The organism is Planotetraspora mira (assembly GCF_016863275.1).
In the GTDB taxonomy this organism is placed as follows: Bacteria; Actinomycetota; Actinomycetes; order Streptosporangiales; family Streptosporangiaceae; genus Planotetraspora; species Planotetraspora mira.
In genome coordinates, this window is sequence record NZ_BOOO01000020.1 from 243,830 (window position 1) to 266,056 (window position 22,227).

Here is a 22,227-nt window from a genome sequence, read left to right on the forward strand (position 1 = left end):
GGAGACAAGAGGTGGTCACACCGGCTGGTCGTAGGCTGCCTGTGGACCTACCTGGATTACTTGTACTTTGCGCCCCTGGCCTGGTGAAGTGGGACACACACATCCATGGCTTGGCCGAGGCGGCCGAACGAAAGTGATTCCACAACGCTGTGAAGGAGTACGGAGTGGCCCCCGAGACCCCCGGTCACGAGACCCAGGAGACGCTGTCGAACCTGCTGAGTGAGACGCGGCGGTTCGCACCACCGGCCGACCTGGCAGCGGCCGCGAACATCACGGCGAGCGCCTACGAGGAGGCGGCCGAGGACCGGCTCGCCTTCTGGGAGCGCGCGGCCGAACGGCTGACCTGGGCCCAGCCCTGGGAGACCACCCTGGAGTGGAATCCCCCCTTCGCCAAGTGGTTCATCGGCGGCAAGCTGAACGTGGCCTACAACTGCGTCGACCGCCACGTCGAGGCCGGCAGGGGCGACAAGGTCGCCTACTACTGGGAGGGCGAGCCGGACGGCGACAGCCGGACGATCACGTACGCGGACCTCCAGGTGGAGGTCTCCAAGGCGGCCAACGCCCTCGAGGAGCTGGGCGTCCGCAAGGGCGACCGGGTCGCCATCTACATGCCGATGATCCCCGAGCTGCCGATCTCGCTGCTCGCCTGCGCGCGCATCGGCGCCATCCACTCGGTGGTGTTCGGCGGCTTCTCCTCGGCGGCCCTGAAGAGCCGCATCGACGACGCGGACGCCAAGATCGTCATCACGGCCGACGGCGGCTATCGGCGCGGGGCGCCGAGCGCGCTCAAGCCGACGGTCGACGAGGCGGTGGAGCAGTGCCCGGGCATCGAGCACGTGCTCGTCGTCCGCCGGACCGGCCAGGACGTCGCGACCACCGACAAGGACGTGTGGTGGCACGACATCGTCGACCGCCAGCCGTCCGAGCACGAGCCCGTGCCGCACGACGCCGAGGACCCGCTCTACATCCTCTACACGAGCGGCACCACCGGGAAGCCCAAGGGGATCCTGCACACCACCGGCGGCTACCTCACCCAGTCGGCCTGGACGCACCACGCGGTCTTCGACCTCAAGCCGGAGAGCGACATCTACTGGTGCACGGCCGACATCGGCTGGGTGACCGGGCACTCCTACATCGTGTACGGCCCGCTCGCCAACGGCGCGACCAGCGTGATCTACGAGGGCACGCCCGACACTCCCCACCGCGGCCGGTTCTGGGAGATCGTGCAGAAGTACGGCGTGACGATCCTCTACACCGCTCCCACGGCGATCCGGACGTTCATGAAGTGGGGCGACGACATCCCCGCCAAGTACGACATGTCCTCGCTGCGGGTGCTCGGGTCGGTCGGCGAGCCGATCAACCCCGAGGCGTACGTCTGGTACCGCGAGCACATCGGCGGCGAGCGCTGCCCGGTGGTCGACACCTGGTGGCAGACCGAGACGGGCGCCATGATGATCAGCCCGCTGCCCGGCGTCACCGCGGCCAAGCCGGGCGCGGCCATGCGGCCGCTCCCCGGCATCGTGGCGGACGTGGTGGACGACCAGGGCGTGTCCGTGCCCGACGGCGGCGGCGGCTTCCTCGTCGTCCGCGAGCCCTGGCCGTCGATGCTCCGCACGATCTGGGGCGACGACAAGCGGTACATCGACACCTACTGGTCACGCTTCGACGGGATGTACTTCGCCGGCGACGGCGCCAAGCGCGACTCGGACGGCGACCTGTGGCTGCTCGGCCGCGTCGACGACGTCATGCTGGTCTCCGGCCACAACATCTCGACCACCGAGGTCGAGAGTGCGCTGGTCAGCCACCCGAAGGTCGCCGAGGCGGCCGTCGTGGGGGCGACCGACCCCGTCACCGGCCAGGCCATCGTGTCGTTCGTGATCCTGCGCGGCAACGCGGAGGAGGGCGCGGACATCGCCACCGAACTGCGCGCCCACGTGGCCAAGGAACTCGGCCCGATCGCCAAGCCGCGTCAGATCATGATCGTGCCCGAGCTGCCCAAGACCCGTTCCGGCAAGATCATGCGTCGCCTGCTCCGCGACGTGGCCGAGAACCGCTCGCTCGGTGACGTCACCACGCTCACCGACAGTTCGGTGATGAACCTCATCTCCGAGAAGTTGCCGAGCGCCAAGAGCGAGGACTGAGCCGGTCGGCTCACCTGGGGCGTGGGTGCTCGGCACCCGCGCCCCTTCGCATGCTTCGGTAACCTTGTCCCCAGGTGTGCCGGGAAGTCTGGTCGGCGAACTGACAGAAGCCGATCCGTGGGAGAGACAATGGACCGACCCACCGAGGGACGGCCACCCAGATCCACCGTCGGGTACGCCCAGCGGATGGCCGAGGCCCTGCGGGCGGAGACCATCGGCGGCATCGTGGTCCTGGCCGCCACCGCCATAGCGCTGATCTGGGCGAACTCCCCATGGGGCCCTTCGTACGACGCGTTGAGGAATACCGTTGTCGGCCCGACGCACCTCACGCTCTACGAGTGGTCCGCCGAGGGCCTGCTCGCGATCTTCTTCTTCGTCGCCGGCATCGAGGTCAAGGAAGAACTCGTCCATGGCGAGCTGACGAGCCTCAAAGGCGCCGCCCTGCCGGTGATCGCCGCTTTCGCGGGCATGGCCGTACCGGCGCTGTTCTATCTGGCGGTCAGCTGGGGCACTCCAGGCGCCACCAGAGGGTGGGCGATCCCGACGGCCACCGACATCGCGTTCGCCCTGGCCGTGCTCGCCGTGACGGCTTCGGCGATGCCCGCCGCGCTGCGCGCCTTCCTCCTCACGCTGGCCGTGGTGGACGACCTCGGGGCGATCACCGTGATCGCCCTGTTCTACAGCGAGAGGGTGCACCTTCTGCCGCTGCTGGGGGCGGCGGCAGTCCTCGCCATGTACTGGTTCCTCCAGCGGCGGCGTTTCCGCCATGTGGTCGTCTATGCGGCGCTCGGCGTGGCCGCCTGGACGCTCATGCACGAGAGCGGCGTGCACGCGACGGTCGCCGGGGTGCTGTGCGGGCTGCTGACCAGGGCCGGCAACGAAACCGACGGCCGGCTCTCTCCCGCCGGCCGTGCCGCCCACTTCGCACGTCCCCTCTCGGCCGGTCTCGCGGTACCGGTGTTCGCGTTCCTCGCCGCGGGGGTGAAGCTGGACCCGGCGTCACTCGGCTCGGTCTTCACTGACAGGATCGCCCTCGGCGTCGTCGTCGGGCTGGTCGTCGGCAAGTTCGCCGGGGTGCTCGGAGGGGCCTGGTTGTCGGTGCGCCTCGGGTTCGCGAGGATCAGCGACGACCTGCGCTGGCATGATCTCGCGGCGGTGTCCGTCCTCGCCGGGATCGGTTTCACGGTCTCGCTGCTGATCGGCGACCGGGCCTACCCGGGCTCCGATCGCGTGACCACGGCGGTGCTGATCGCCAGCCTGATCGCCGCGGCGCTTGCCGCCGCCCTTCTTCACGTGCGCGTACAGGCGCGAACACGACATGATGTTCTGTAGACGCAGATAGGAGATCGCTGATGCCCGAGGACGAATCGCTCGGCGCGCTGGTCGCTCAGGCCAGCCATCAAATCTCGACCCTCGTCCGTTCGGAGATCGAGCTGGCCAAGGCTGAGCTCAAGTTCGACGCGAAGCGGGTCGGCGTGGCCGCCGGGCTGTTCGGGGCCGCCGCCTTCATCGCGCATCTGTGCCTGATCCTGGCCTCGTTCACCATCGCGTACGGCCTGGTCGCGCTTGGGATGTGGACGTGGGCCGCGTTCCTCATCGTCACGGTCTTCTACCTCGTGGTCGCCGTAGGGCTGAGCTTCGTCGGGTACCGCCGTCTCAAGGGCCTGTCGGGAATGAAGCGCACCGCCCGGTCACTGAAGGGCCTCGCGAGCACCACCGAGGCCGACGCGGCGCCCCCGACCACCCCCGCGACGTCCAAGCCCTCTCCTCCTCCGCCGTACACCGGCCCCACCGCCGGACAGGTCGGCGCACACCGGGAGTCCATCAGCGATGGCACTTGACGAGTCCGTGGTCCGGGTCGAGGGCCCGTGGACCCACCGCGACGTCCACGCCGGGGGCACCCGGTTCCACGTCGTGGAGGCGGGTGAGGGGCCGCTGGTGCTGCTTCTCCACGGCTTCCCCCAGTTCTGGTGGACCTGGCGGCATCAGCTCGCGTCCCTGCCCGCCGCCGGTTACCGTGCCGTCGCGGTCGATCTCCGGGGGTACGGCGCGAGCGACAAGCCTCCTCGCGGGTACGACCTGCCCACGCTCGCCGTGGACGCCGCCGGCCTGATCCGCGCACTCGGCGAGACCGGGGCCGTGGTGGTGGGCCACGACTGGGGCGGGCTGCTCGCCTGGACGATGAGCGTGCTCGACCCGAAGACGGTGCGCCGCCTGGTCCCCGTGGCCGCTCCGCACCCCCTGCGGATGCGCGCGGCTCTGCTGACCGACTTCTTCGGGCAGATACGGGCCAGCGGGCACGCCTTGGGGTTCCAGGTCCCGATCGTGCCGGAGCGCCGGCTGACGGCCGACGGAGGCGCGCTCGTGGGGCGGCTGATCGACGCCTGGGCGGGCCCGGAGTGGCCACCGGGCGACGTGAGGCGTACGTACCAGGACGCATTCCGCATTCCGGGAGTCGCCCACTCGGCCCTGGAGTACCACCGCTGGTTCGGGCGTTCGACGCTCCGGCCCGACGGGCTGCGCTACGCCAGGCAGATGCGGACGGAGATCGAGGCGCCCACCCTGCAACTGCACGGCGCCCTCGACACATGCGTGCTCCCCCGGACCGCCCAGGGTTCCAGCAGGTACGTCGCCGCGCCGTACCGGTGGAGGCAGATCGAGGGGGCCGGGCACTTCCCCCACGAGGAACGGCCGGACCAGTTCGACGCCGAATTGATCTCCTGGCTCACCGACCCCGAACCCGACCGATGACCCCCAAGCCCCGCTCCCCCTTGGGCGTGATCATGCACAAGTTCGTGGAAAGGCCACCTGACCTGGCCACTCTCCGATCGTGATCATGCACAGGTTCGGCAAGTGCCGTCCCGACCTGCGAAAACCCCCTCCGTGATCATGCAAGAGTTCTCGATCAATAACCATGAGCAGGCTGAACACTGTTCGTGATCATGCGATGCGGAGAAGACATGCGCGACCGTGATGAAGCAGGCAGACCACGCAGTTCCCGTCCCCGGGACGACTACGGCAGGCCGCTGCCGTACGGCACGGAAGGTGTGCCGCGCGTTCCGGACGACTACACCCCGGATGCCCTGCAGGCGCTTCGCGAGGCGCGCCGGTTCCTCGAGACCGGCCGCCCGTTCCACGCGCACGAGGTGCTGGAGGCACGCTGGAAGACCGGCCCTGCCGACGAGCGGGAGCTCTGGCAGGGGCTCGCCCAGATATGTGTCGGTTTGACCCACATTCAGCGGGGCAACCCGTCCGGGGCCGTCGCCCTCCTGGCCCGTGGAGCCGCCCGTCTCGGCTCGTACGGCTCTCGCAGGCCGTTCGACCTGGATCTCCGGGCGATGACCTTGGCCGCCGATCAGATCATCGTTGAGATCGACTCGGGGACCTCCGACGCGGACATCGCGATCGCCCGCATCGTGGGACATCTGGGCTGAGATGGGCCTCGCGACCGATGGACCGCATGATCACGCATCGGGTCCGGCCAGGTCAGGCCGGGGACGGCCGAATCCGTGCATGATCACGAATGGCGCCTTCGCAGGTCATGCGGCATTTTCCCGAAACCGCGCATGATCACGGAGGGGGTTTTCGCAGGTCGGGACGGCAATCGCCGAACCTGTGCATGATCACGCCCAAAGGGTGGCCAGGTCAGGCCACCTTTCCACGAACCTGTGCATGATCACGCCTGACGACGTCACGCCTGAGGGGTCAGTCGCATTCCTGGGTGCCTACGCGGGCTACTGCGGCGCTGCCGTCCTCGGCGTCGGGAAGGACCTCCTCGGCCGTGAGCGCGTAGCCCGTCTCCGGCTGGTCGGTGGCCGCCGCGAAGATCACGCCGAACACCTTGCCGTCCGGGCTGAGCAGAGGACCTCCCGAGTTGCCCGGCTGGACCTTGCCCCGGATCGCGTACACCTCCCGGTCGACCTTCCGGTGGTTGTAGATGTCGTACGACTCCGCCCGCTGCTTGACCCTGATCCTCGCGGCGAGCGGGGTGAAACCGTGACCCTTGGGGTATCCGGCGATGACCGCGCTGTCGCGACTCTCGGCCGAGTAGTCGAAGCGAAGCGGCTGCACCTGAAGGTCGGGCACGTCGAGGATGGCGATGTCCCTGTCGGGGTTGTAGAGCACCACACGGGCGTCGTGGCCGGCCCCCGTGGAGTCGGTGACCCGGAGGTCCCGCGTCACCCCTGCGACCACGTGGGCGTTGGTCATGATCTTGTGGGCTGCGTAGACGAATCCGGTGCCCTCGATGCGCTTGCGGCAGGACGGCGCGGTGCCCTGCACCTTCACGATGGACTTGCGAGCCCGGGTGAGGTTGGGACTGCCGGTCAGCACCCCTTCGTCGGGAGGCGCCACGTTCTGGCCGCCGATGGAGGTGATCACCTGGGGCCACTCGGAGGAGTCGACGAAGTCCCTGAACGGCTTCTGCAGCGCCCGGACGCCACTCGGCATGGCGTCGTCGACCGTCTGCCAGACCACCGATCCGTTGACCTGGTCCTTGATCACGGCGAGGCTCATCGAGACCATCAGCGACCCGAGCAGCCACGCGATGAGCAGGACGGACAGGCCGCTGGCCACCGAGCCGCCGAAGGCGTCCACCGTCTTCGCGGGCTCCCAGGCCACGTGGCTGCGCACCACCGCCCCGACCGTGGACGACGCGAACTGCCCCACCGTCGCCGCCAAGAACACGATCACGATGGCCAGCAGCGCCCTCTCGATGTCGCCGCTCAGGATGGCGCCCGCGATCGGCGGCGCGACGAACATCCCAAGCAAGGCTCCGCCGACGAATCCGATGAAGCTGAAGGCCCCGATGATGAAGCCCTGCCGATAACCGGATACGGCGAAGGCCACCACGAGGCCGATCAGTATGAGATCCAGGAGATCACCGCGCACAGTTTCAACGGTATCCAGCCGCGACCCTCATCGTGCAGGCGTCCCACAGGTCTGCTCGATATCGTGACGTCATGGAGGCAGGGGACGGACGATCCGCCGACGGCGAAACCCAGCGTGAGCAGGCCCGTCGGGGCTCCGGAGGGCCGACCGGCGATCACGGATCCGGTGTCGGCGAACTCATCCGGATGGCGCTCGACGACAAGGACCCGGACGGGACCACACGTTGGCAGGCCATCACCGCGCTGCAGGCACGAGGTGACCTGGAGACGTTCACCGTGGCCAGGCGGCTGTGTGCGAGCGCGTCCGCCGTCGAGCGCGTGCTCGGCGTGGACATCCTCGGGGAGCTGGGCCGTGACCGGCCGTTCGCCGACAGGACCCTGCCCGTCCTGCGCTATCTCGCCGTGAGCGAGAGCGATTCCCATGTGCTCTATTCGGTGCTCATCGCTTTCGGGCACCTGCGCGACGTGCGCGCCCTGCCATCCGTGATCGAACTCTCGGGGAGCGACGATCCCGTGGTCCGGTACGGCGCGGCCTACGCGTTGCCCAACGTCATCGGCGACCCGCCCGACCCGGCCGGGCTCTCCGCGCTGCGACGTCTGACATCGGACACGGACGAGGACGTCGCCGACTGGGCGACGCTCGGCCTGACACTAACCTCGGGCGGCCAGGTCAAGGACTTCGGGAGGCAGATCCTCGATCCGTGACCTGTCCCACGGCCGCTCGAATCCCGCCGCGGACAACACGCCGTCGAGAACTCCCGCGGTGAATCCCCACACCAGCAGACCGCGCACGCGGAACGCGGGGTGCGACACGGCTCCGGCGGGATAGCGGAGCTGGAGCCGGTTGGCCGGATCGACGAGTTCGGCGACGGGGATCCGCTCCACCGCCTCCACCTCGTCCGGCGAGGCGGCGTGCACGGCACACGGCGTGTGCCACCAGGCCAGCACCGGCGTCACCCGGTTGTCGCTCCGCGACACGTACAGCTCGGACATGGTGCCGACCACCTCGACGCCTCGCGGGTCGAGACCGGTCTCCTCCTCGGCCTCACGCAAGGCGGCGCCGATCGGGCCGTCGTCTTCGGGGTCCAGACCGCCGCCGGGGAATGCGGGCTGCCCGGCGTGCACACGCCCCTTGGAGCTGCGCTGGATGAGCAGGATGTCGGGACCCTCCGACCCCTCCCCGAAGAGCAGCAGCACCGCCGCGCGCCGGCCGTCGCCGTTGGCGGGCGGCCGCAACGCGGCAGGCACCCGGGTCCGTACGGCTCCCGCCGCCAAGTCGGTCAACCAGCCGGGAACCACGTGCACCTCCGATGAGCGCTGACTCGGCCCTTCGGGGGCCTGAGCCGACCAGCCTGCCGTACAACGATCGTGGAGCGCTCAGGCTTCCCACTGAGGGGAAATCGTGCGCGGCGCCGTGACCGGCCGCCCGGAGTCACGAGAACGGACCGGACTTGACCAGCTTCCCGGCCTCCTCGGGATCGGTGGGGCCGGTGCCGTACGACGGGCAGAGCGCGGCGAGCGGGCAGGCGCCGCAGGCCGGCTTGCGCGCCTGGCAGATCCGGCGGCCGTGCCAGATCAGCCGATGGGACAACATCGTCCACTGGGACTTGGGGATGAGGTCCCCGACCTCGTGCTCGATCTTCACGGGATCGGTCTCCGTGGTCCACCCGAAGCGGCGGGACAGCCGCTGGAAGTGGGTGTCCACGGTGATCCCCGGAACGTTGAAGGCGTTGCCGAGGACCACGTTCGCGGTCTTGCGGCCGACCCCCGGCAGCTTGACCAGCTCGGCGAGGGTGGAGGGGACCTCTCCTTCGTGCCGTTCACAGAGTGCCTGGGCCATGCCGATGATGCTGTTCGTCTTCGCCCGGAAGAACCCGGTTGATTTGATGATCCCCTCGAGCTCCGCCCGGTCGGCGGCGGCGAACTCGGCAGCTGTCCGATACTTCGCAAAAAGGACCGGAGTAACCATATTTACCCTTTTGTCCGTACACTGCGCCGAGAGGATCGTGGCGACCAGCAGTTCAAGGGGGTTGCCGAAGTCGAGCTCGCAATGAGCGTCAGGATAGGTTTCGGCGAGGATTCGATTGATCCGCCGGGCACGACGCACCAGAGCGAGCCGGGACTCGACAACCGATGGGACTTTGCGGGACACCCCGTAAGCCTATGCGGAAGGCGTGGGTCACAATGGCTAGCACGGAGCCGACGACCGAGCGCGAACCACAGTAAAGGAGGCACCGTGAGCACCGAAGAAGTACTGAGCAAGGCTCCCCTGTTCTCCGCGCTCGACCGTGAGAGCGCCGCGGCGCTGCGGACCAGCGTCACCGAGGTCGAGCTGCCCAAGGGCCGTACGCTCTTCAGCGAGAACGAGACGGGAGACCGGCTCTATGTGGTGCTCGAGGGCAAGATCAAGTTAGCGCGAACAGCCCCCGACGGCCGTGAGAACCTGTTGAGCGTCCTCGGCCCGGGTGAGATGTTCGGCGAACTGTCCCTCTTCGACCCTCGCCCTCGTACGGCGTCCGCCATCGCGTTGACCGACGTCCGGCTCGCCGGGCTGGGGCACGACGATCTGCGTCCATGGCTGACCGGCCGTCCCGAGGTGGCCCTCCATCTGTTGCGCGCTCTCGCGCAGCGGCTCCGCCGTACCAACGACGTGCTGGCCGACCTGGTCTTCACCGACGTTCCCGGCCGCGTCGCCAAGCAACTGCTCGACCTGGCCGACCGTTTCGGGAAGAAGACCGACGACGGCATCCGGGTGCACCACGACCTCACCCAGGAGGAACTGGCCCAGCTTGTGGGCGCCTCACGGGAGACGGTGAACAAGGCTCTGGCCGACTTCGCCCAGCGAGGCTGGCTGCGCATCGAGGCCAAGGCCGTCGTGATCATGGACAGGGAACGGCTCTTCAACCGCTCGCGCTAGAGCGTCTTGAGGTAGTTGAGCTGGGCCGCGACCGACATCTCCGCGGCGGGCCACAGTGACGCGTCCACGTCGGCGTACACGATCTCGACGATCTCGCGGGCGTCCTTGGCTCCCTGCCTGATGGCCGCGCGGATCTGCTCCAGCCGCTGACGCCGGTGAGCGATGTAGGCGTCGAGCACGCCGATCGGCTCGGGCAGCACCGGCCCGTGGCCGGGAAGCAGCGCCTCGGCCTCGAGCATCTCGGCGCCGCGCCTGAGCCTGTCGAGGCTGCGAAGATAGTCGCCCAGATCCCCGTCGTGGGCGATCACAGTGGTCCCCCGGCCGAGGATCGTGTCACCGGTGAGCATCGCGCGGTCCTCCGGCAACCAGAAGCACAGCGAGTCGAACGAGTGCCCCGGCGTGCCGACGACCCTGACCTCCGTGCCGCCGGCCGTGACCACGTCCCCGTCGCCGAGTCCCTCTTCCCCCAGCCGATGCCGGGGATCGAGCGCGCGGACCGGCGCGCCCACCATCTCGGCGAACCGCCTGGCGCCACCGCTGTGATCCTCGTGCCCATGGGTGAGCAGGATCGCCGTCACCCTGCGCTCCCCCAGGTGACCGGTTATGCGCTTGAGGTGCGTCTCGTCGTCCGGACCCGGATCGACGACCAGCACGTCGTCCGACCGTCCCACGACCCACGTGTTCGTGCCGTCGAGGGTCATCGGCGAAGGGTTGGGGGCGAGCAGGCTGATGGCGCCGGCCGTACCCGATCCGTCCGGGCCGTCGACCGGGATCCGCAGTCCGCTCATGCCGAGTCCCGCGTCGCGTTGGGGAGGCGGTAGTCGATGTCGGGGACGTCCAGCACGACCTGGCCGTCATGCTCCCTGGCGGACGGCATGAAGGTCGTTATCGTCTGGTCGTTCGCGAACACGCCGTCGATCCTCTCGAACGCCGCTATCTCGGTCAATGTATGAAATGTCGGTGGCATGAGCATGATCTCGCCTGCCCTGGCCCGGGCGAGTGCGGTGTCCGCGGTCATCCATGCCACGACGTCCGCCTCGCCGCCCACGTCGCGCGTCCGCTGGCCGGCGGGGAGGGCGGCCACGAAGAACCGCGTGTCGAATCGCCGGGTCTCGATCTCGGGCGTGATCCAGTGCGCCCAGGCCTTCAGCAGATCGGACCTCAGCACGAGCCCGCGACGGTCGAGGAACTCGGCGAACGAGAGGGTGCGGTCGATCAGCGCCAGGCGGTCGGCCTCCCAGTCGTCGCCCGTGGTGTCCGCCACGACGGTCTCCGGGTCGGGCCCGGCGAGCAGGACTCCGGACTCCTCGAAGGTCTCCCGTACGGCGGCGCAGACCAGGCCCCGGGCGGTCCGCTCGTCGGCCCGGAACGCCTCACCCCATTCGGCGGGCGAGGGACCGGCCCAGCCGACGGCATGATCGGTGTCGCGGGGGTCGACCGATCCTCCGGGGAAGACATAGGCGCCCGCGGCGAAGGCCATCGTCGCCTTGCGCTTCAGCAGGTAGACCTCGAGGGGATCGTCCCGGAGCAGCACGACGGTGGCGGCGTCACGGGCGGGGACAGGGATGATCTGGCCGGCCAGGATGCCTCGCGCACGTTCCCCGAACTCTCCCGGCAGCGGAATGCCCACGTGCGTCCTCCTAGCAGAACATCACTCGGTTTCCGGAACCTCATGCTATTCACCCCGCCGCCCCAATCACACACCCCTCGCGCGTGATCATGCACAAGTTCGTGATCAATAGGCCCGAGCTGCGCCGATGCATATCGTGATCATGCACAGATTCGAACAAGCCTGCCCCGACCTGGCCAAACACGCTTCGTGATCATGCGCACATTCGTCCAAACCCTTGACCACCTGCACAAACAAGCTCCGTGATCATGCACGAGGTCGGCACGCGATCGTCATACCGTCGCCCGACAAGGCCGAGGTCATCCGCGTGCATGATCACGAAGGACATCGGCACAGGTCAGCCCGCACAACCACGAAAGTGTGCATGATCACGAAATGCATAAGCACAGCTCAGGCCCATTGATCGCGAACCTGTGCATGATCACGCCCGGAGATGGGGCTGGTCAGCGGCCCCGTCTCCGAAGGTGTGCATGATCACGCGCAAAGAAAGGGGGGTTAGGGGTGGAGCTGGGCGATGATCTCGACTTCTACGGGGGCGTCGAGGGGGAGGACGGCGACGCCGACGGCGCTACGGGCGTGCTTCCCCGCATCCCCGAAGACCTCTCCGAGGAACTCGCTCACTCCGTTGACGACCTGCGGCTGGCCGGTGAAGTCCGGCGCGCTGGCGACGAACCCGACGACCTTCACGATCCTGGCGATCTTGGAAAGATCTCCGACGACCGACTTCAGGGCCGCCAGGGCGTTGAGCCCGCAGATACGGGCCTGCTCCTTCGCCTCGTCGGCCGAGACCTCAGCGCCCACCTTGCCGGTGACGGCAAGCTTCCCGTCGACCAGCGGCAGCTGGCCCGAGGTGTACACGTAGTCGCCCGTCCGTACGGCGGGCACATAGGCGGCCAGCGGGGGCACGACCTCGGGCAGCACGAGCCCGAGGTCGGCGATCCGCTCTTCCGGCGTCGCCATCACTTGGGCCGCTTCATGTAGGCGACGAGCTGCTCAGGGTTGGGCCCCGGGACGACCGAGACGAGCTCCCAGCCGTCTTCTCCCCAGTTGTCCAGGATCTGCTTCGTCGCATGCGTCAGCAGCGGCACCGTGACGTACTCCCACTTGGTCATGCGCACAGGCTATCGATGCCGCCGCCCCCGTCGCTCTCGCCTGCGCCCGTTCCATGGGACACATGAGGCGCCACCCGGATCGCCGCTGCCGCCCGGGCCAAGTCTTGCCAAATCGACGTGCAAGCCATCCTGCGCGGTTCACCACGAAGTCGGGCGAGATGAATCGGCATGTGACCGTTGGGTAGCCTTCCAAGCGTGGGCGAGTGGAGCAGGCCGGCCGACCGGCACAGCTGTGGCGGGGCCCGCGCATCGACCCCGTCAGGCAGGCCGGAGGAGGCGAAGTGAGACAGCCAGCCGGCAGAAAGAGCGCAGCCCGTGACTCCGACTGGGAAGGCGTGCGGCTGCACGTCGTGACCGGGAAGGGCGGCACCGGCAAGACCACGGTGGCCGCGGCGCTCGCCCTCGCACTGGCCGCGGGCGACCGCAAGGTGTTGCTCGTCGAGGTCGAGGGACGGCAGGGCATCGCCCAGGTCTTCGACCTTCCGCCGCTGCCGTACGAGGAGCGGAAGATCGCTGTGGCGCCCGGAGGCGGCGACGTCTACGCGCTGGCGATCGATCCGGAAGAGGCCATGCTCGACTACCTCGAGATGTTCTACGGCATCAAGCGCATGGGCAAGGCGCTCACCCGGATGGGCATGATCGACTTCGCCACGACCATCGCGCCCGGCCTGCGCGACGTCCTGGTCACGGGCAAGACCAGCGAGGCCGTACGGCGGCGCGACAAGTCCGGGCGGAGGGTCTATGACGCGATCGTCATGGACGCTCCCCCGACCGGCAGGATCGCCCGCTTCCTCAACGTCACCCAGGAGGTCGCCGGGCTGGCCAGGGTCGGCCCGGTCAAGAACCACGCCGACATGGTCCGCGGCGTCCTCGCCTCGCCGGAGACGGCCGTGCACTTCGTGACGCTCCTGGAGGAGATGCCCGTCCAGGAGACGCTCGACGGCATCGCCGAGTTGCGTACGGCCAAGCTCCCCGTCGGGGGCGTGTTCATCAACATGGTCCGGCCGACGACCCTGCCGGACGCCGTCCTCGACGCCGCCGCGGCGGACAGGTTCGACCTCTCGGAGCTCGCGCTCGGGCTGAAGGCGGCCGGGCTCGCGGACGGCAAGGCCGACGCGTCGCTGATCGCCGAGGCCCTCGCCCTGGAGGTCTCGGAGCATGCCCTCCGTACGGAGCTGGAAAGGCGCGAGCGCGGCACCCTGGACACCGCCGGCGCCCCTCGGTACGACCTGCCGTTGCTGGCCGACGGCGTGGACCTCACCGGCCTCTACGAGCTCGCCGAGGCCATCAACGGCCAGGGCGCGGCATGACGGCCGCATACTCGTCCGATCGGGCAGAAGAGGTTGATCTGTGAGCAGGACCGCCCCCGCGCTGGACATCGACGCGATCCTGGACGACGACGCCACGCGGATCATCGTGTGCTGCGGCTCGGGCGGCGTCGGGAAGACCACGACGGCGGCGGCGCTCGGGCTGCGCGCCGCGGAGCGCGGGCGGTCGGTCGTGGTGCTCACCGTCGACCCCGCCAGGCGACTGGCCCAGTCCATGGGTCTCAGCGAGCTCGACAACACCCCCCGCCGGATCACCGGTAACGGCAGCGCGGCCGACAGGGTCGACGCGGCGAACGGCGGTGAACTGCACGCGATGATGCTCGACATGAAGCGGACCTTCGACGAGATCATCGAGGCCCACGCCGACCCGCAGCGGGCGCAGCAGATCCTGACCAACCCGTTCTACCAGTCGTTGTCGTCGAGCTTCTCCGGCACGCAGGAGTACATGGCCATGGAGAAACTGGGCCAGCTCCGCCGTTCGGGCGACTGGGACCTGATCGTGGTCGACACCCCGCCGTCGCGGTCCGCCCTCGACTTCCTGGACGCGCCGGAGCGGCTCGGGCGGTTCCTCGACGGACGGCTGATCCGCATCCTCACGGCCCCGGCCAAAGCCGGAGGACGAAGCGCGTTCAAGCTGCTCAACGCCGGCTTCGGCATCATCGCGGGCATGCTCACGAAGGTGCTCGGAGCGCAGGTGCTGAAGGACATCCAGACCTTCGTGTCGGCCCTCGACGCGGTCTTCGGCGGATTCCGGCAGCGCGCCGAGCAGACCTACCGTCTCCTGCAGGCGCCGGGCACCGCCTTCCTCGTCGTCGCCGCGCCGGAGCGCGACGCCATGCGCGAGGCCTCCTACTTCGTCGAACGGCTGGCCGACGACCGCATGCCCCTGGCCGGTGTGGTGGTCAACCGGGTGCACCAGGCATCGGCTTCCACGCTGTCCTCCGCCCGGAGTTACGCCGCCGCCGAGGATCTGGAGGCGCGCGGCGAGCACGACCTGACGGTCGCCGTGTTGCGGTTGCACGCCGATCGCATGCAACTCGCCGCACGTGAGCAGCGGGAGCAGGAACACTTCACCTCGGCGCACCCCACGGTGCCGCTCGCCCAGGTGCCCGCCATGCCGGAAGACGTCCACGACCTGGCGGGACTGCGCCAGATCGGACGGCTTCTCGCGTCGTAGCGTCGTGCCGCGTCGCAGGTGTCACGACGCGCACGCGGCGGTCTTCTCGTCGCGGCCACCGTGCCACGCGGTGACGGCGTGGCAGGCGTGGCATCGGTGATGGATGGAGGGGGAGACGCGGAGAGCGCCTGCCACGAAACCCGAACAGCCGGGGTACCGGCCGTGAGATCAGACTGACCCGACGTGGTGACTCGGGCCCGAGATGCCGCAAGGGTGTGCGGTGGTGCCCAGCCGGTCGGGGTTCAGCCGGCGATCAACTCATTGGTGCGTTCGTACTCTTCCTTGGCTGATTCGAGCAGATCGCGCCAGGAGTCGACGTCGGGCCGTCGCCTCAGCAGCGCTCTACGTTCCCGCTCGGTCATTCCGCCCCACACCCCGAACTCGATGCGATTGTCCAGCGCATCGGCGAGGCACTCGGTACGAACGGGGCATCCTCGACAGATCAGCTTCGCCCGGTTCTGTGCGGCGCCTTGCACGAAAAGCGCGTCAGGATCCGCACCTCGACAGGCGGCACGGGAGGTCCAATCCGTGATCCACATGTTCGACCCCACTCCCCTTAGGTGGTCAGTCGTCACTTCGGCCGACGGGCGCGGGCGTCGAGCCTCCTTGTTGCAGTTGCCGCAGAGGAGAACGTACGCAAGGAGACGATCGGACCGACAGTCCCCGGGGGGACCAATTTCTCGCATGGTCATGTCAGGCCATGTGGCCGGGAATGACTAGTCCTCCCCGGGAACCTGTAATGCAAGCTGGTGCAATTGGTGCCGATCGAGTGACCTTTCCCACGTACTCTTGGATCCGTGCAAGCTAAGGGCAAAGGCCGGCCGTCGGCGTTCTGGAACCTTCTGCGGCTGATCGCTGCGGCCGGCGTGGCCGGTCTGATAGCGGCGGCCATCGCCCTTCCGGCCGTGGGCGGAGCGGGTGTCACCGTGAAGTCGGCGACCGAGGCACTTCGGCTTGCCCCGGAGGACCTGCCCGAGCCTCCGCTGCCCGAGAAGACGACGTTCCTCGACGTCAACGGCAAGCCGTTCGCCCAGTTCTACTCGGAGAACCGCGTGTCGGTCTCCCTCAACCAGATCGCGCCGATCATGCAGAAGGCGATCGTGGCGATCGAGGACTTCCGGTTCTACGAGCACGGCGCGCTCGACCTCGAAGGCACGAGTCGCGCGCTGATCAAGAACGTAACCACGGGCGGGGTGACCCAGGGCGGTTCGTCAATCACCCAGCAGTACGTCAAACAGGTCCTGTACAACATGGCGGAGTCCGATGAAGACAAGGCCGCCGCCGTCGCCCCCACCTTCTCGCGGAAGCTGAACGAGATCCGCTACGCGATGGCCATCGAGAAGAAGTACTCCAAGGACGAGATCCTCAACCGGTATCTCAACATCGCCTATTACGGCGCGAGCGCGTACGGCATCGAGGCCGCGTCCCTGCGGTTCTTCGGCAAGCATGCCTCCCAGCTCAACCTGACCGAGGCGGCCACGCTGGCGGGAGCCGTACAGGACCCGAACGCGACCGACCCGCATCGAGGCAAGGGACCCAGCGGGAAGCTTCTCGAACGGCGCAACACGGTGCTGGACCGGATGGCCGAGCTGAAGATCATCACGCCGGACGAGGCCGCGAAGTCGAAGGCGAAGAAACTCGGCTACAAGGACATGCCGATCCCGGGTGGCTGCGAGGAGAGCGCGTACCCGTACTTCTGCCTCTACGTCAGCAACGAGATCAGGAACAACCCGCAGTTCGGGAAGACGCCCAAGGACCGCGAGAAGTTCCTCAACCGCGGCGGCCTGACCATCAAGACCACGCTCACCCCGAAGATGCAGAAGGCCGCCGACAAGGCGATCAAGAAGTACGTCCATGCCTCCGACAAGCCGGTGGCGTCCGAGGCGCTCATCGAGCCCGGCACGGGTGCGATCCGGGCGATGGCGTCCAGCCGCAAGTTCGGGCGGAACAAGAAGAAGAATGAGATCTCCTACAACATCGTGGCGAACTCCGACCACGGTGGCGGAACCGGGTTCCAGGCCGGGTCGACGTTCAAGATGTTCACGCTGGTCACCGCCCTCAAGGAGGGCCTGAAGTTCAACGACGGCTTCAAGGTCGGCGGCACGTTCGAGGCCAACGCCTACTCCGACTTCAAGAACTGCAAGGGCCAGAGCGTCGGAGCCCCGGGCGTCGCGCAGCACAACTCCGAGGGTGGCGAGGGCGGGTTCGAATCCCTCCAAACCGGCACATGGGGGTCGGTGAACACCTTCTTCATGACGCTGGAGCGGAAGGTCGGCCTCTGCAACGTGGTCAAGACCGCCAAGGACATGGGGATCACCCGCTCCGACGGTACGAAGCTCCGCGAGGTCCAGACCTTCACCCTCGGTGCCAACGAGATGGACCCGGTCACGGTAGCCGCCGCGTACGCCACGCTCGGGGCACGCGGAAAGTACTGCAAGCCCATGGCGATCACCGCCGTCGTCGACCGGAACGGCAAGTCGACGTCGGTCAAGCCGTCGTGCAAGCGGGTCATCGAGCCGGCGATCGCCGACGCGGCGAGCAACATCCTCAGTGGGGTGTTCACCAAGGGCACGATGTCCGGAGTGGGCGGCATCCCTGGCAGGGACGCGGCCGGCAAGACCGGAACGGGCGACCAGTCACGGACCGTATGGTTCGCCGGATACACCCCCGACCTCGCCGGGGCGGTCAGCCTCGGTGACCCCCGTGGCCCGGTCAAGTACCCGCTGAGCGGCGAGACCATGAACGGCCACCAGTACGGCTCGGTGTTCGGCGCCACGATCCCCGGCCCGATCTGGAAGGCCACCATGATCGCGGCGCTGAAGGGCACCGACCCGACGAGCTTCGTCCGGCCCGACATGTCGAGGTTCGGCGGCTGCCGGACAGCCTGCGCTCCCAAGCCTCCGAAGAAGGAGGACAAGCCCGGGGACCCCAAGGGCCCCGGAGGGCCGGACGACCCCGGAACCGGGGGCCCGGGCCAGGGCCCGAATCCCCCGATCGTCCCGCCCGCCCAGTGACGATGTGAAAAGCCCTCCCCGCCACCGGCGGGGAGGGCTTTGTTCTGCCTGGCATGAGGGGGACGGGTTCTCTCCCCCTGCGGGCCGGCGGCCTCAGTCGCTGAGGCGGGCACGTACGGCCTGGGCGACGCGGCCGCCCTCGGCCCGGCCGGCGACCTTGGGGTTGAGGACCTTCATGACCTGCCCCATCGCCTTGGGGCCGGCCGCGCCGCTCTCCGCGATCGCCTCGTCGACGAGTGCGCCGAGCTCAGCGTCGGACAGCTGGGCGGGAAGGTACTCGTCGAGGATGGCCTGCTCGTCGAGCTCCGCCTGCGCCTGCTCGGCGCGGCCGGCGTTGGCGAAGGCCTCCGAGGCCTCCCTGCGCTTCTTCGCCTCGCGGGTGAGGACCTTGACGATCTCGTCGTCCGAGAGCTCCCGCGCCGTCTTGCCCGCGACCTCCTCGACGCCGATGGCGGCCAGCGCCATCCGGATCGTCCGGAGCCGCACCTCGTCACGAGCCTTCATCGAGGTCGTGAGATCGGCCTTCAACTTGTCCTTCAACGCACTCATGGATCCATCTTGCCGTGTCAGCGGCCCGCTTCTCGCCAGGTTATGTCTGAGGGGGGACAGCGGTCGGGCATGATGGGCTGTGTGAGGAAAGCCACCGCGATTCCCTTGTCCATCCTCGGTCTCGGTGTGGCCGGTCTCGGCTACGCGTCCGTCGTGGAGCGGAACTGGTTCCGCCTTCGCCGGTTCGACGTGCCCGTGCTCGCTCCCGGGCAGCGCCCGATCAGGATTCTCCAGATTTCTGATCTTCACCTCACCCCTGGCCGTTCCAGGCTCATCAACTGGGTGCGCTCGCTGGCCTCCCTGGAGCCCGACCTGGTGGTCAACACGGGTGACACGCTGGCTCACCCCGACTCGATCGGGCCGTACATGCGGGCCGTGGAGCCGCTGCTGGACCGGCCGGGCCTGTTCGTCTACGGCTCCAACGACCTCTACGCCCCGAGGCCGAAGAACCCGGCCCGATACCTGTGGCGTACGTCCAAGAACGACTCTCGACAGCACATCCCGAACCTCCCCTGGGAGGAACTGGGGGCCGCCATGACCGCGGCGGGCTGGGTTGACATGAACAACGCCACGGCGCGGTTGAAGGTCGCGGACCTGGACGTCCACGTGGGCGGCATCCACGACTCTCACATCGACAGGGACCGGTACGACGAGATCGCCGGGCCTACGCCCGCCGACGCCGATCTCCGTCTGGGCGTCATGCACTCTCCTGAGCCCCGGAACATGTCCCGCTTCGCGGCGGACGGGTATCAGTTGCTGCTCGCGGGCCACACGCACGGGGGGCAGCTGTGCATCCCGTTCTATGGCGCCCTCGTGACCAACTGCGGGATCGACCGGGCGCGCGTGAAGGGGCTGAGCAGGCACGAAAGCTCCTGGCTCCACGTGTCGGCGGGTCTCGGGACCTCGCCGTACGCCCCGGTCAGGTTCGCCTGCCCGCCCGAGGCCACATTGTTGACCTTGGTGCCCCGCCGACCGGCACGCTGACGCACAAGCACGCACAAAGTCCGCTAGACTTGCCGAGTCGCAGGGCAAGACGACCTGCGCGTCGGGGTGTAGCGCAGCTTGGTAGCGCGCTTCGTTCGGGACGAAGAGGCCGCAGGTTCAAATCCTGTCACCCCGACCAAGAAGTACCAGCTGAGAGGCCGGTTCCGATCATCGGAACCGGCCTTCCGCATCTCCTGGGCGGCGTTCTGAAACCGTGATCGACCCGGAGATGTTCAGCCGAGCTCGGCGATCAGCCGGCGCAGGGTGTGGAACGCGGGTTTGGGGGAGTAATCGTCACGCAGGACGCCGAACCGATGAAACTTGTCGTCCTTGGAGCTGTCGGCGTCGCGGAGGGTGAACAGCTCCCAGTGCGTGATGTTGAGATCTGCGCGCAGAGCGTGCACGGTGCGGATGATGCTCTCCAGGACGGCAGCCTGCTGCTCCTCCGGCCGATCCGGGCCGGTCGGCCAGCCGTTCTCGCAGATCCTGATCGGCACTGAGGTCGGGATGCCCGCCGTCGCCAGGTCTCGTTCCCGAAAGTCGCGCAACAACTGTTCAACGATGATCGGCAGTTCGTCCGCGCTCAGCCTCGGACCGAACACGTCCGGGTAGATGTCGATGCCCGCGTAGTCGACCGCCGCCGCGAACTCCGCGCCTCCCGAATCGCGGACCCCGGCCCAGAAACCGCTGGCCGCCGGATCGATGTCCGGGACCACCGCGAACCCGATCTCCGCGGTCGCCCCCACCTCTCGCTTGGCTGCCGCGCCGGCCAGCACCCCTCGCACCAGGGCGTCCAGCGCGCCGGGGAAGGCCCCGTCCGCGGCGGCTCCGGCCCAGGTCAGGTTCGGCTCACCGGTGACCTGGAGCGCGGCCAACTCCCGACCGTGCCGGGTCACCACCTGCGACACGAACGAAGCCCACGCCGCCACGTCGCCACCGGGATCCCGGTAACACAGCACCAAGTCCAACGGCACACCGATTCCGGCGAGCTGAGCCACCTGCGCACTCACCTCGGCGGTCGACTCGGGCCCGGACCAGACCACGTACATCCGCGGCAGGAGGGCGTCGCCATCCCCCTGCAGTTCGCCGAGCGCGCGTCCGATCGCCTCGAAGTCGTCCGGCGGTCCCACGGCGAGCCCGTCCGGCCCACCCGCCATCCCCAGCGGGAAGACCCCGAAAACCAAGGGAGCAGTCATGTCCCGACCCTAGATCGCCTCCCTCCGCGGCACGCACCAAAAGCCGCATTTCTGAGCAGACCTGAACGCAGGCCCGAAGCAGTCGGCCGAGCGCCTTCGGACGCCCCCGAAGCGGTAGCCGTCCACAGGGTGTGATCGGGACAAACGGTCACCCTTACTCTGACCGAAGACCTCCCGCTATAGGCTCCCACTACGTGCCCTTTGAGCTGCGGTGGAGGACATACGCCCCGTGGATGGACCTGGTTCGCCCCGCCCGGCCGTACGCGCCGGGCCATTTCGGGCTGCCCTGCGCCGGACCGGTGGTCGCCCCTTCCCGCCTATCGGACGCGGTTGTCCATGGACCGCCTAAATCTCAACAAACAGGCCATACGGCCATATATCGCGGCAATAGCGTCGAAACTGTGGTTTAGAGGATTTGGAGCATCATGAGCAAGGCGGCTCGGCAGTCGGCCCGTGAGCGGGTCCGCGAAGAGCGAATCCGGCAGGCCCAGAAGGAGAAGCGCCGGCGGATCATCGTGATCACGTCCATCGCGGTGGTCGTGATCGCCGCCATCGTGGCCGGCGTCCTCGTACAGGCGAACAGGACGAAGCCGACGTCCTTCTCGGGCGCGGTCGCTCCGATCACGGTCCAGGAGGCCGGCACGGTCACCATGGCCCAGCCCGCGGCGACCAAGCCCGTGCTGGACATCTACGAGGACTTCCAGTGCCCGATCTGCAAGGAGTTCGAGCACATCAACGGCGGCCTGATCAAGCAGTACGCCGCCGAAGGCAAGATCAAGGTGGTCTATCACCCGATCGCCTTCGTCAACCCGCAGGGCTCCCTTCGGGCGGCCGCGGCCGCACAGTGCGTGCCGAACAACTCCTGGTTGGCCTTCCATGACGTCCTGTTCGCCAAGCAGCCCGACGAGAAGGTCGCCCTGACGATCGACGACCTCAAGAAGTTCGCCGCGGACGCGAAGATCACCGACCCGGCCGTGCTGTCCTGCATGGAGTCCCAGCGCTACGCCCCTCAGGTCCAGCAGTTGACGCAGACGGCGCTGGCGTCGATCCAGGGCACTCCCACGCTCCTGCTCGACGGCAAGAAGGTCGACGACAACGACGCGCTGACCTCCTCCGGCCTTCGCGACGTCCTCCAGACGGCGACCAAGTAGCCGGGCGGTGGGGTCCCGCCGTGCCGTACGGCTCGGCACGTGCCCGCACGGAGGCGGGACCCCACCGTACACGACCGAATGACACCCTCCAGACGACACGCCAACACGACATGTTGGGTGTGACTTTCTCCGGACCCCT

General features: G+C 68.3%; 22 protein-coding genes and 1 tRNA gene. 13 read left to right on the forward strand and 10 right to left on the reverse strand.

Features of this window, described 5'->3' with window-relative positions:
- Positions 1 to 164 precede the first annotated feature (164 nt).
- The 5 genes from acs to Pmi06nite_RS20830 all read left to right on the forward strand — a co-directional run bounded on the left by acs (position 165) and on the right by Pmi06nite_RS20830 (position 5,575).
- The gene (gene acs, locus Pmi06nite_RS20810; protein WP_203954717.1) at positions 165 to 2,141 is read left to right on the forward strand and encodes an acetate--CoA ligase; all 1,977 of its coding nucleotides are present in this window, start codon (positions 165 to 167) and stop codon (positions 2,139 to 2,141) included.
- Between the two features lie 129 nt (positions 2,142 to 2,270).
- A complete protein-coding gene (gene nhaA, locus Pmi06nite_RS20815; RefSeq protein WP_203954718.1) occupies positions 2,271 to 3,473 on the forward strand; it encodes a Na+/H+ antiporter NhaA in 1,203 nt (400 codons plus the stop codon).
- 20 nt (positions 3,474 to 3,493) lie between these two features.
- A complete protein-coding gene (locus Pmi06nite_RS20820) occupies positions 3,494 to 3,982 on the forward strand; it encodes a phage holin family protein (protein WP_203954719.1) in 489 nt (162 codons plus the stop codon).
- Positions 3,972 to 4,892 (forward strand): alpha/beta fold hydrolase, encoded by a 921-nt coding sequence (locus tag Pmi06nite_RS20825; protein WP_203954720.1) that lies wholly within the window; start codon positions 3,972 to 3,974, stop codon positions 4,890 to 4,892. The genes Pmi06nite_RS20820 and Pmi06nite_RS20825 overlap by 11 nt, the downstream gene beginning before the upstream one ends.
- Positions 4,893 to 5,101: 209 nt before the next feature.
- Positions 5,102 to 5,575: a DUF309 domain-containing protein gene (locus tag Pmi06nite_RS20830; RefSeq protein WP_203954721.1), complete on the forward strand. Its 474-nt coding sequence runs from the start codon at positions 5,102 to 5,104 to the stop codon at positions 5,573 to 5,575.
- 271 nt (positions 5,576 to 5,846) lie between these two features.
- Here the strand turns inward: Pmi06nite_RS20830 and Pmi06nite_RS20835 are convergent, their stop codons facing one another.
- The gene (locus tag Pmi06nite_RS20835; protein WP_203954722.1) at positions 5,847 to 7,031 is read right to left on the reverse strand and encodes a MarP family serine protease; all 1,185 of its coding nucleotides are present in this window, start codon (positions 7,029 to 7,031) and stop codon (positions 5,847 to 5,849) included.
- 71 nt (positions 7,032 to 7,102) lie between these two features.
- Here Pmi06nite_RS20835 and Pmi06nite_RS20840 point away from each other — a divergent pair, with 71 nt between their 5' ends.
- On the forward strand, positions 7,103 to 7,735 hold the full coding sequence (locus Pmi06nite_RS20840; protein ID WP_203954723.1) for a HEAT repeat domain-containing protein: 633 nt from the start codon (positions 7,103 to 7,105) through the stop codon (positions 7,733 to 7,735).
- On the opposite strand, the gene Pmi06nite_RS20845 is transcribed toward Pmi06nite_RS20840, so the two are convergent.
- The gene (locus tag Pmi06nite_RS20845; protein ID WP_203954724.1) at positions 7,682 to 8,335 is read right to left on the reverse strand and encodes an NUDIX hydrolase; all 654 of its coding nucleotides are present in this window, start codon (positions 8,333 to 8,335) and stop codon (positions 7,682 to 7,684) included. The two genes, Pmi06nite_RS20840 and Pmi06nite_RS20845, sit on opposite strands and share 54 nt — an antisense overlap.
- Before the next feature lie 127 nt (positions 8,336 to 8,462).
- Positions 8,463 to 9,182: an endonuclease III gene (nth, locus tag Pmi06nite_RS20850; protein WP_203954725.1), complete on the reverse strand. Its 720-nt coding sequence runs from the start codon at positions 9,180 to 9,182 to the stop codon at positions 8,463 to 8,465.
- Between the two features lie 84 nt (positions 9,183 to 9,266).
- Here nth and Pmi06nite_RS20855 point away from each other — a divergent pair, with 84 nt between their 5' ends.
- Positions 9,267 to 9,947, forward strand: a complete 681-nt coding sequence (locus tag Pmi06nite_RS20855) for a Crp/Fnr family transcriptional regulator (RefSeq protein ID WP_203954726.1) — start codon at positions 9,267 to 9,269, stop codon at positions 9,945 to 9,947.
- Here Pmi06nite_RS20855 and Pmi06nite_RS20860 read toward each other — a convergent pair.
- The 4 genes from Pmi06nite_RS20860 to sp36 all read right to left on the reverse strand — a co-directional run bounded on the left by Pmi06nite_RS20860 (position 9,944) and on the right by sp36 (position 12,689).
- Complete coding sequence (locus Pmi06nite_RS20860; protein ID WP_203954727.1) at positions 9,944 to 10,735, reverse strand: MBL fold metallo-hydrolase; 792 nt, start codon at positions 10,733 to 10,735, stop codon at positions 9,944 to 9,946. The two genes, Pmi06nite_RS20855 and Pmi06nite_RS20860, sit on opposite strands and share 4 nt — an antisense overlap.
- Entirely contained in the window at positions 10,732 to 11,577 is an 846-nt protein-coding gene (locus Pmi06nite_RS20865; protein ID WP_239114067.1) for an NUDIX hydrolase, read from the reverse strand. The genes Pmi06nite_RS20860 and Pmi06nite_RS20865 overlap by 4 nt, the downstream gene beginning before the upstream one ends.
- Before the next feature lie 495 nt (positions 11,578 to 12,072).
- Positions 12,073 to 12,537 (reverse strand): RidA family protein, encoded by a 465-nt coding sequence (locus tag Pmi06nite_RS20870; protein WP_203954728.1) that lies wholly within the window; start codon positions 12,535 to 12,537, stop codon positions 12,073 to 12,075.
- On the reverse strand, positions 12,537 to 12,689 hold the full coding sequence (gene sp36 / locus Pmi06nite_RS20875) for a Sp36 family protein (RefSeq protein WP_203954729.1): 153 nt from the start codon (positions 12,687 to 12,689) through the stop codon (positions 12,537 to 12,539). The genes Pmi06nite_RS20870 and sp36 overlap by 1 nt, the downstream gene beginning before the upstream one ends.
- 281 nt (positions 12,690 to 12,970) lie before the next feature.
- Between sp36 and bagA the strand changes: the two genes are divergently transcribed.
- Positions 12,971 to 13,999: an ATPase BagA gene (gene bagA, locus Pmi06nite_RS20880; RefSeq protein ID WP_239114068.1), complete on the forward strand. Its 1,029-nt coding sequence runs from the start codon at positions 12,971 to 12,973 to the stop codon at positions 13,997 to 13,999.
- A 40-nt stretch (positions 14,000 to 14,039) separates the two neighbouring features.
- On the forward strand, positions 14,040 to 15,194 hold the full coding sequence (gene bagB, locus Pmi06nite_RS20885) for an ATPase BagB (RefSeq protein ID WP_203954730.1): 1,155 nt from the start codon (positions 14,040 to 14,042) through the stop codon (positions 15,192 to 15,194).
- A gap of 242 nt (positions 15,195 to 15,436) precedes the next feature.
- Here the strand turns inward: bagB and Pmi06nite_RS20890 are convergent, their stop codons facing one another.
- Positions 15,437 to 15,733, reverse strand: a complete 297-nt coding sequence (locus Pmi06nite_RS20890; protein ID WP_036326687.1) for a WhiB family transcriptional regulator — start codon at positions 15,731 to 15,733, stop codon at positions 15,437 to 15,439.
- 258 nt (positions 15,734 to 15,991) lie between these two features.
- On the opposite strand from Pmi06nite_RS20890, the gene Pmi06nite_RS20895 reads away from it, so the two are divergent.
- Complete coding sequence (locus Pmi06nite_RS20895; protein ID WP_203954731.1) at positions 15,992 to 18,208, forward strand: transglycosylase domain-containing protein; 2,217 nt, start codon at positions 15,992 to 15,994, stop codon at positions 18,206 to 18,208.
- A gap of 93 nt (positions 18,209 to 18,301) precedes the next feature.
- Here Pmi06nite_RS20895 and Pmi06nite_RS20900 read toward each other — a convergent pair whose 3' ends face one another.
- Positions 18,302 to 18,757: a GatB/YqeY domain-containing protein gene (locus Pmi06nite_RS20900; RefSeq protein ID WP_203954732.1), complete on the reverse strand. Its 456-nt coding sequence runs from the start codon at positions 18,755 to 18,757 to the stop codon at positions 18,302 to 18,304.
- Between the two features lie 72 nt (positions 18,758 to 18,829).
- Between Pmi06nite_RS20900 and Pmi06nite_RS20905 the strand changes: the two genes are divergently transcribed.
- Together Pmi06nite_RS20905 and Pmi06nite_RS20910 are read left to right on the forward strand one after the other, a co-directional pair.
- Positions 18,830 to 19,741, forward strand: a complete 912-nt coding sequence (locus tag Pmi06nite_RS20905) for a metallophosphoesterase (protein ID WP_239114077.1) — start codon at positions 18,830 to 18,832, stop codon at positions 19,739 to 19,741.
- A gap of 62 nt (positions 19,742 to 19,803) precedes the next feature.
- Positions 19,804 to 19,880, forward strand: a tRNA-Pro gene (locus tag Pmi06nite_RS20910).
- A gap of 94 nt (positions 19,881 to 19,974) precedes the next feature.
- Here the strand turns inward: Pmi06nite_RS20910 and Pmi06nite_RS20915 are convergent.
- Positions 19,975 to 20,937 (reverse strand): hypothetical protein, encoded by a 963-nt coding sequence (locus Pmi06nite_RS20915; protein ID WP_203954734.1) that lies wholly within the window; start codon positions 20,935 to 20,937, stop codon positions 19,975 to 19,977.
- Between the two features lie 425 nt (positions 20,938 to 21,362).
- Here Pmi06nite_RS20915 and Pmi06nite_RS20920 point away from each other — a divergent pair, with 425 nt between their 5' ends.
- Positions 21,363 to 22,088 (forward strand): DsbA family protein, encoded by a 726-nt coding sequence (locus tag Pmi06nite_RS20920; RefSeq protein WP_203954735.1) that lies wholly within the window; start codon positions 21,363 to 21,365, stop codon positions 22,086 to 22,088.
- Positions 22,089 to 22,227 lie beyond the last annotated feature (139 nt).

What these genes read in the sequence shown, in the direction of transcription:
- nhaA (WP_203954718.1), top strand. Translation starts at nt 2,271, where the DNA reads ATGGACCGACCCACCGAGGGACGGCCACCCAGATCCACCGTCGGGTAC.
- Pmi06nite_RS20820 (WP_203954719.1), top strand. Translation starts at nt 3,494, where the DNA reads ATGCCCGAGGACGAATCGCTCGGCGCGCTGGTCGCTCAGGCCAGCCAT.
- Pmi06nite_RS20825 (WP_203954720.1), top strand. Translation starts at nt 3,972, where the DNA reads ATGGCACTTGACGAGTCCGTGGTCCGGGTCGAGGGCCCGTGGACCCAC.
- Pmi06nite_RS20830 (WP_203954721.1), top strand. Translation starts at nt 5,102, where the DNA reads ATGCGCGACCGTGATGAAGCAGGCAGACCACGCAGTTCCCGTCCCCGG.
- Pmi06nite_RS20840 (WP_203954723.1), top strand. Translation starts at nt 7,103, where the DNA reads ATGGAGGCAGGGGACGGACGATCCGCCGACGGCGAAACCCAGCGTGAG.
- Pmi06nite_RS20860 (WP_203954727.1), bottom strand. Translation starts at nt 10,735, where the DNA reads ATGAGCGGACTGCGGATCCCGGTCGACGGCCCGGACGGATCGGGTACG.
- Pmi06nite_RS20870 (WP_203954728.1), bottom strand. Translation starts at nt 12,537, where the DNA reads ATGGCGACGCCGGAAGAGCGGATCGCCGACCTCGGGCTCGTGCTGCCC.
- sp36 (WP_203954729.1), bottom strand. Translation starts at nt 12,689, where the DNA reads ATGACCAAGTGGGAGTACGTCACGGTGCCGCTGCTGACGCATGCGACG.
- Pmi06nite_RS20890 (WP_036326687.1), bottom strand. Translation starts at nt 15,733, where the DNA reads ATGTGGATCACGGATTGGACCTCCCGTGCCGCCTGTCGAGGTGCGGAT.
- Pmi06nite_RS20900 (WP_203954732.1), bottom strand. Translation starts at nt 18,757, where the DNA reads ATGAGTGCGTTGAAGGACAAGTTGAAGGCCGATCTCACGACCTCGATG.
- Pmi06nite_RS20905 (WP_239114077.1), top strand. Translation starts at nt 18,830, where the DNA reads ATGGGCTGTGTGAGGAAAGCCACCGCGATTCCCTTGTCCATCCTCGGT.
- Pmi06nite_RS20915 (WP_203954734.1), bottom strand. Translation starts at nt 20,937, where the DNA reads ATGACTGCTCCCTTGGTTTTCGGGGTCTTCCCGCTGGGGATGGCGGGT.
- Pmi06nite_RS20920 (WP_203954735.1), top strand. Translation starts at nt 21,363, where the DNA reads ATGAGCAAGGCGGCTCGGCAGTCGGCCCGTGAGCGGGTCCGCGAAGAG.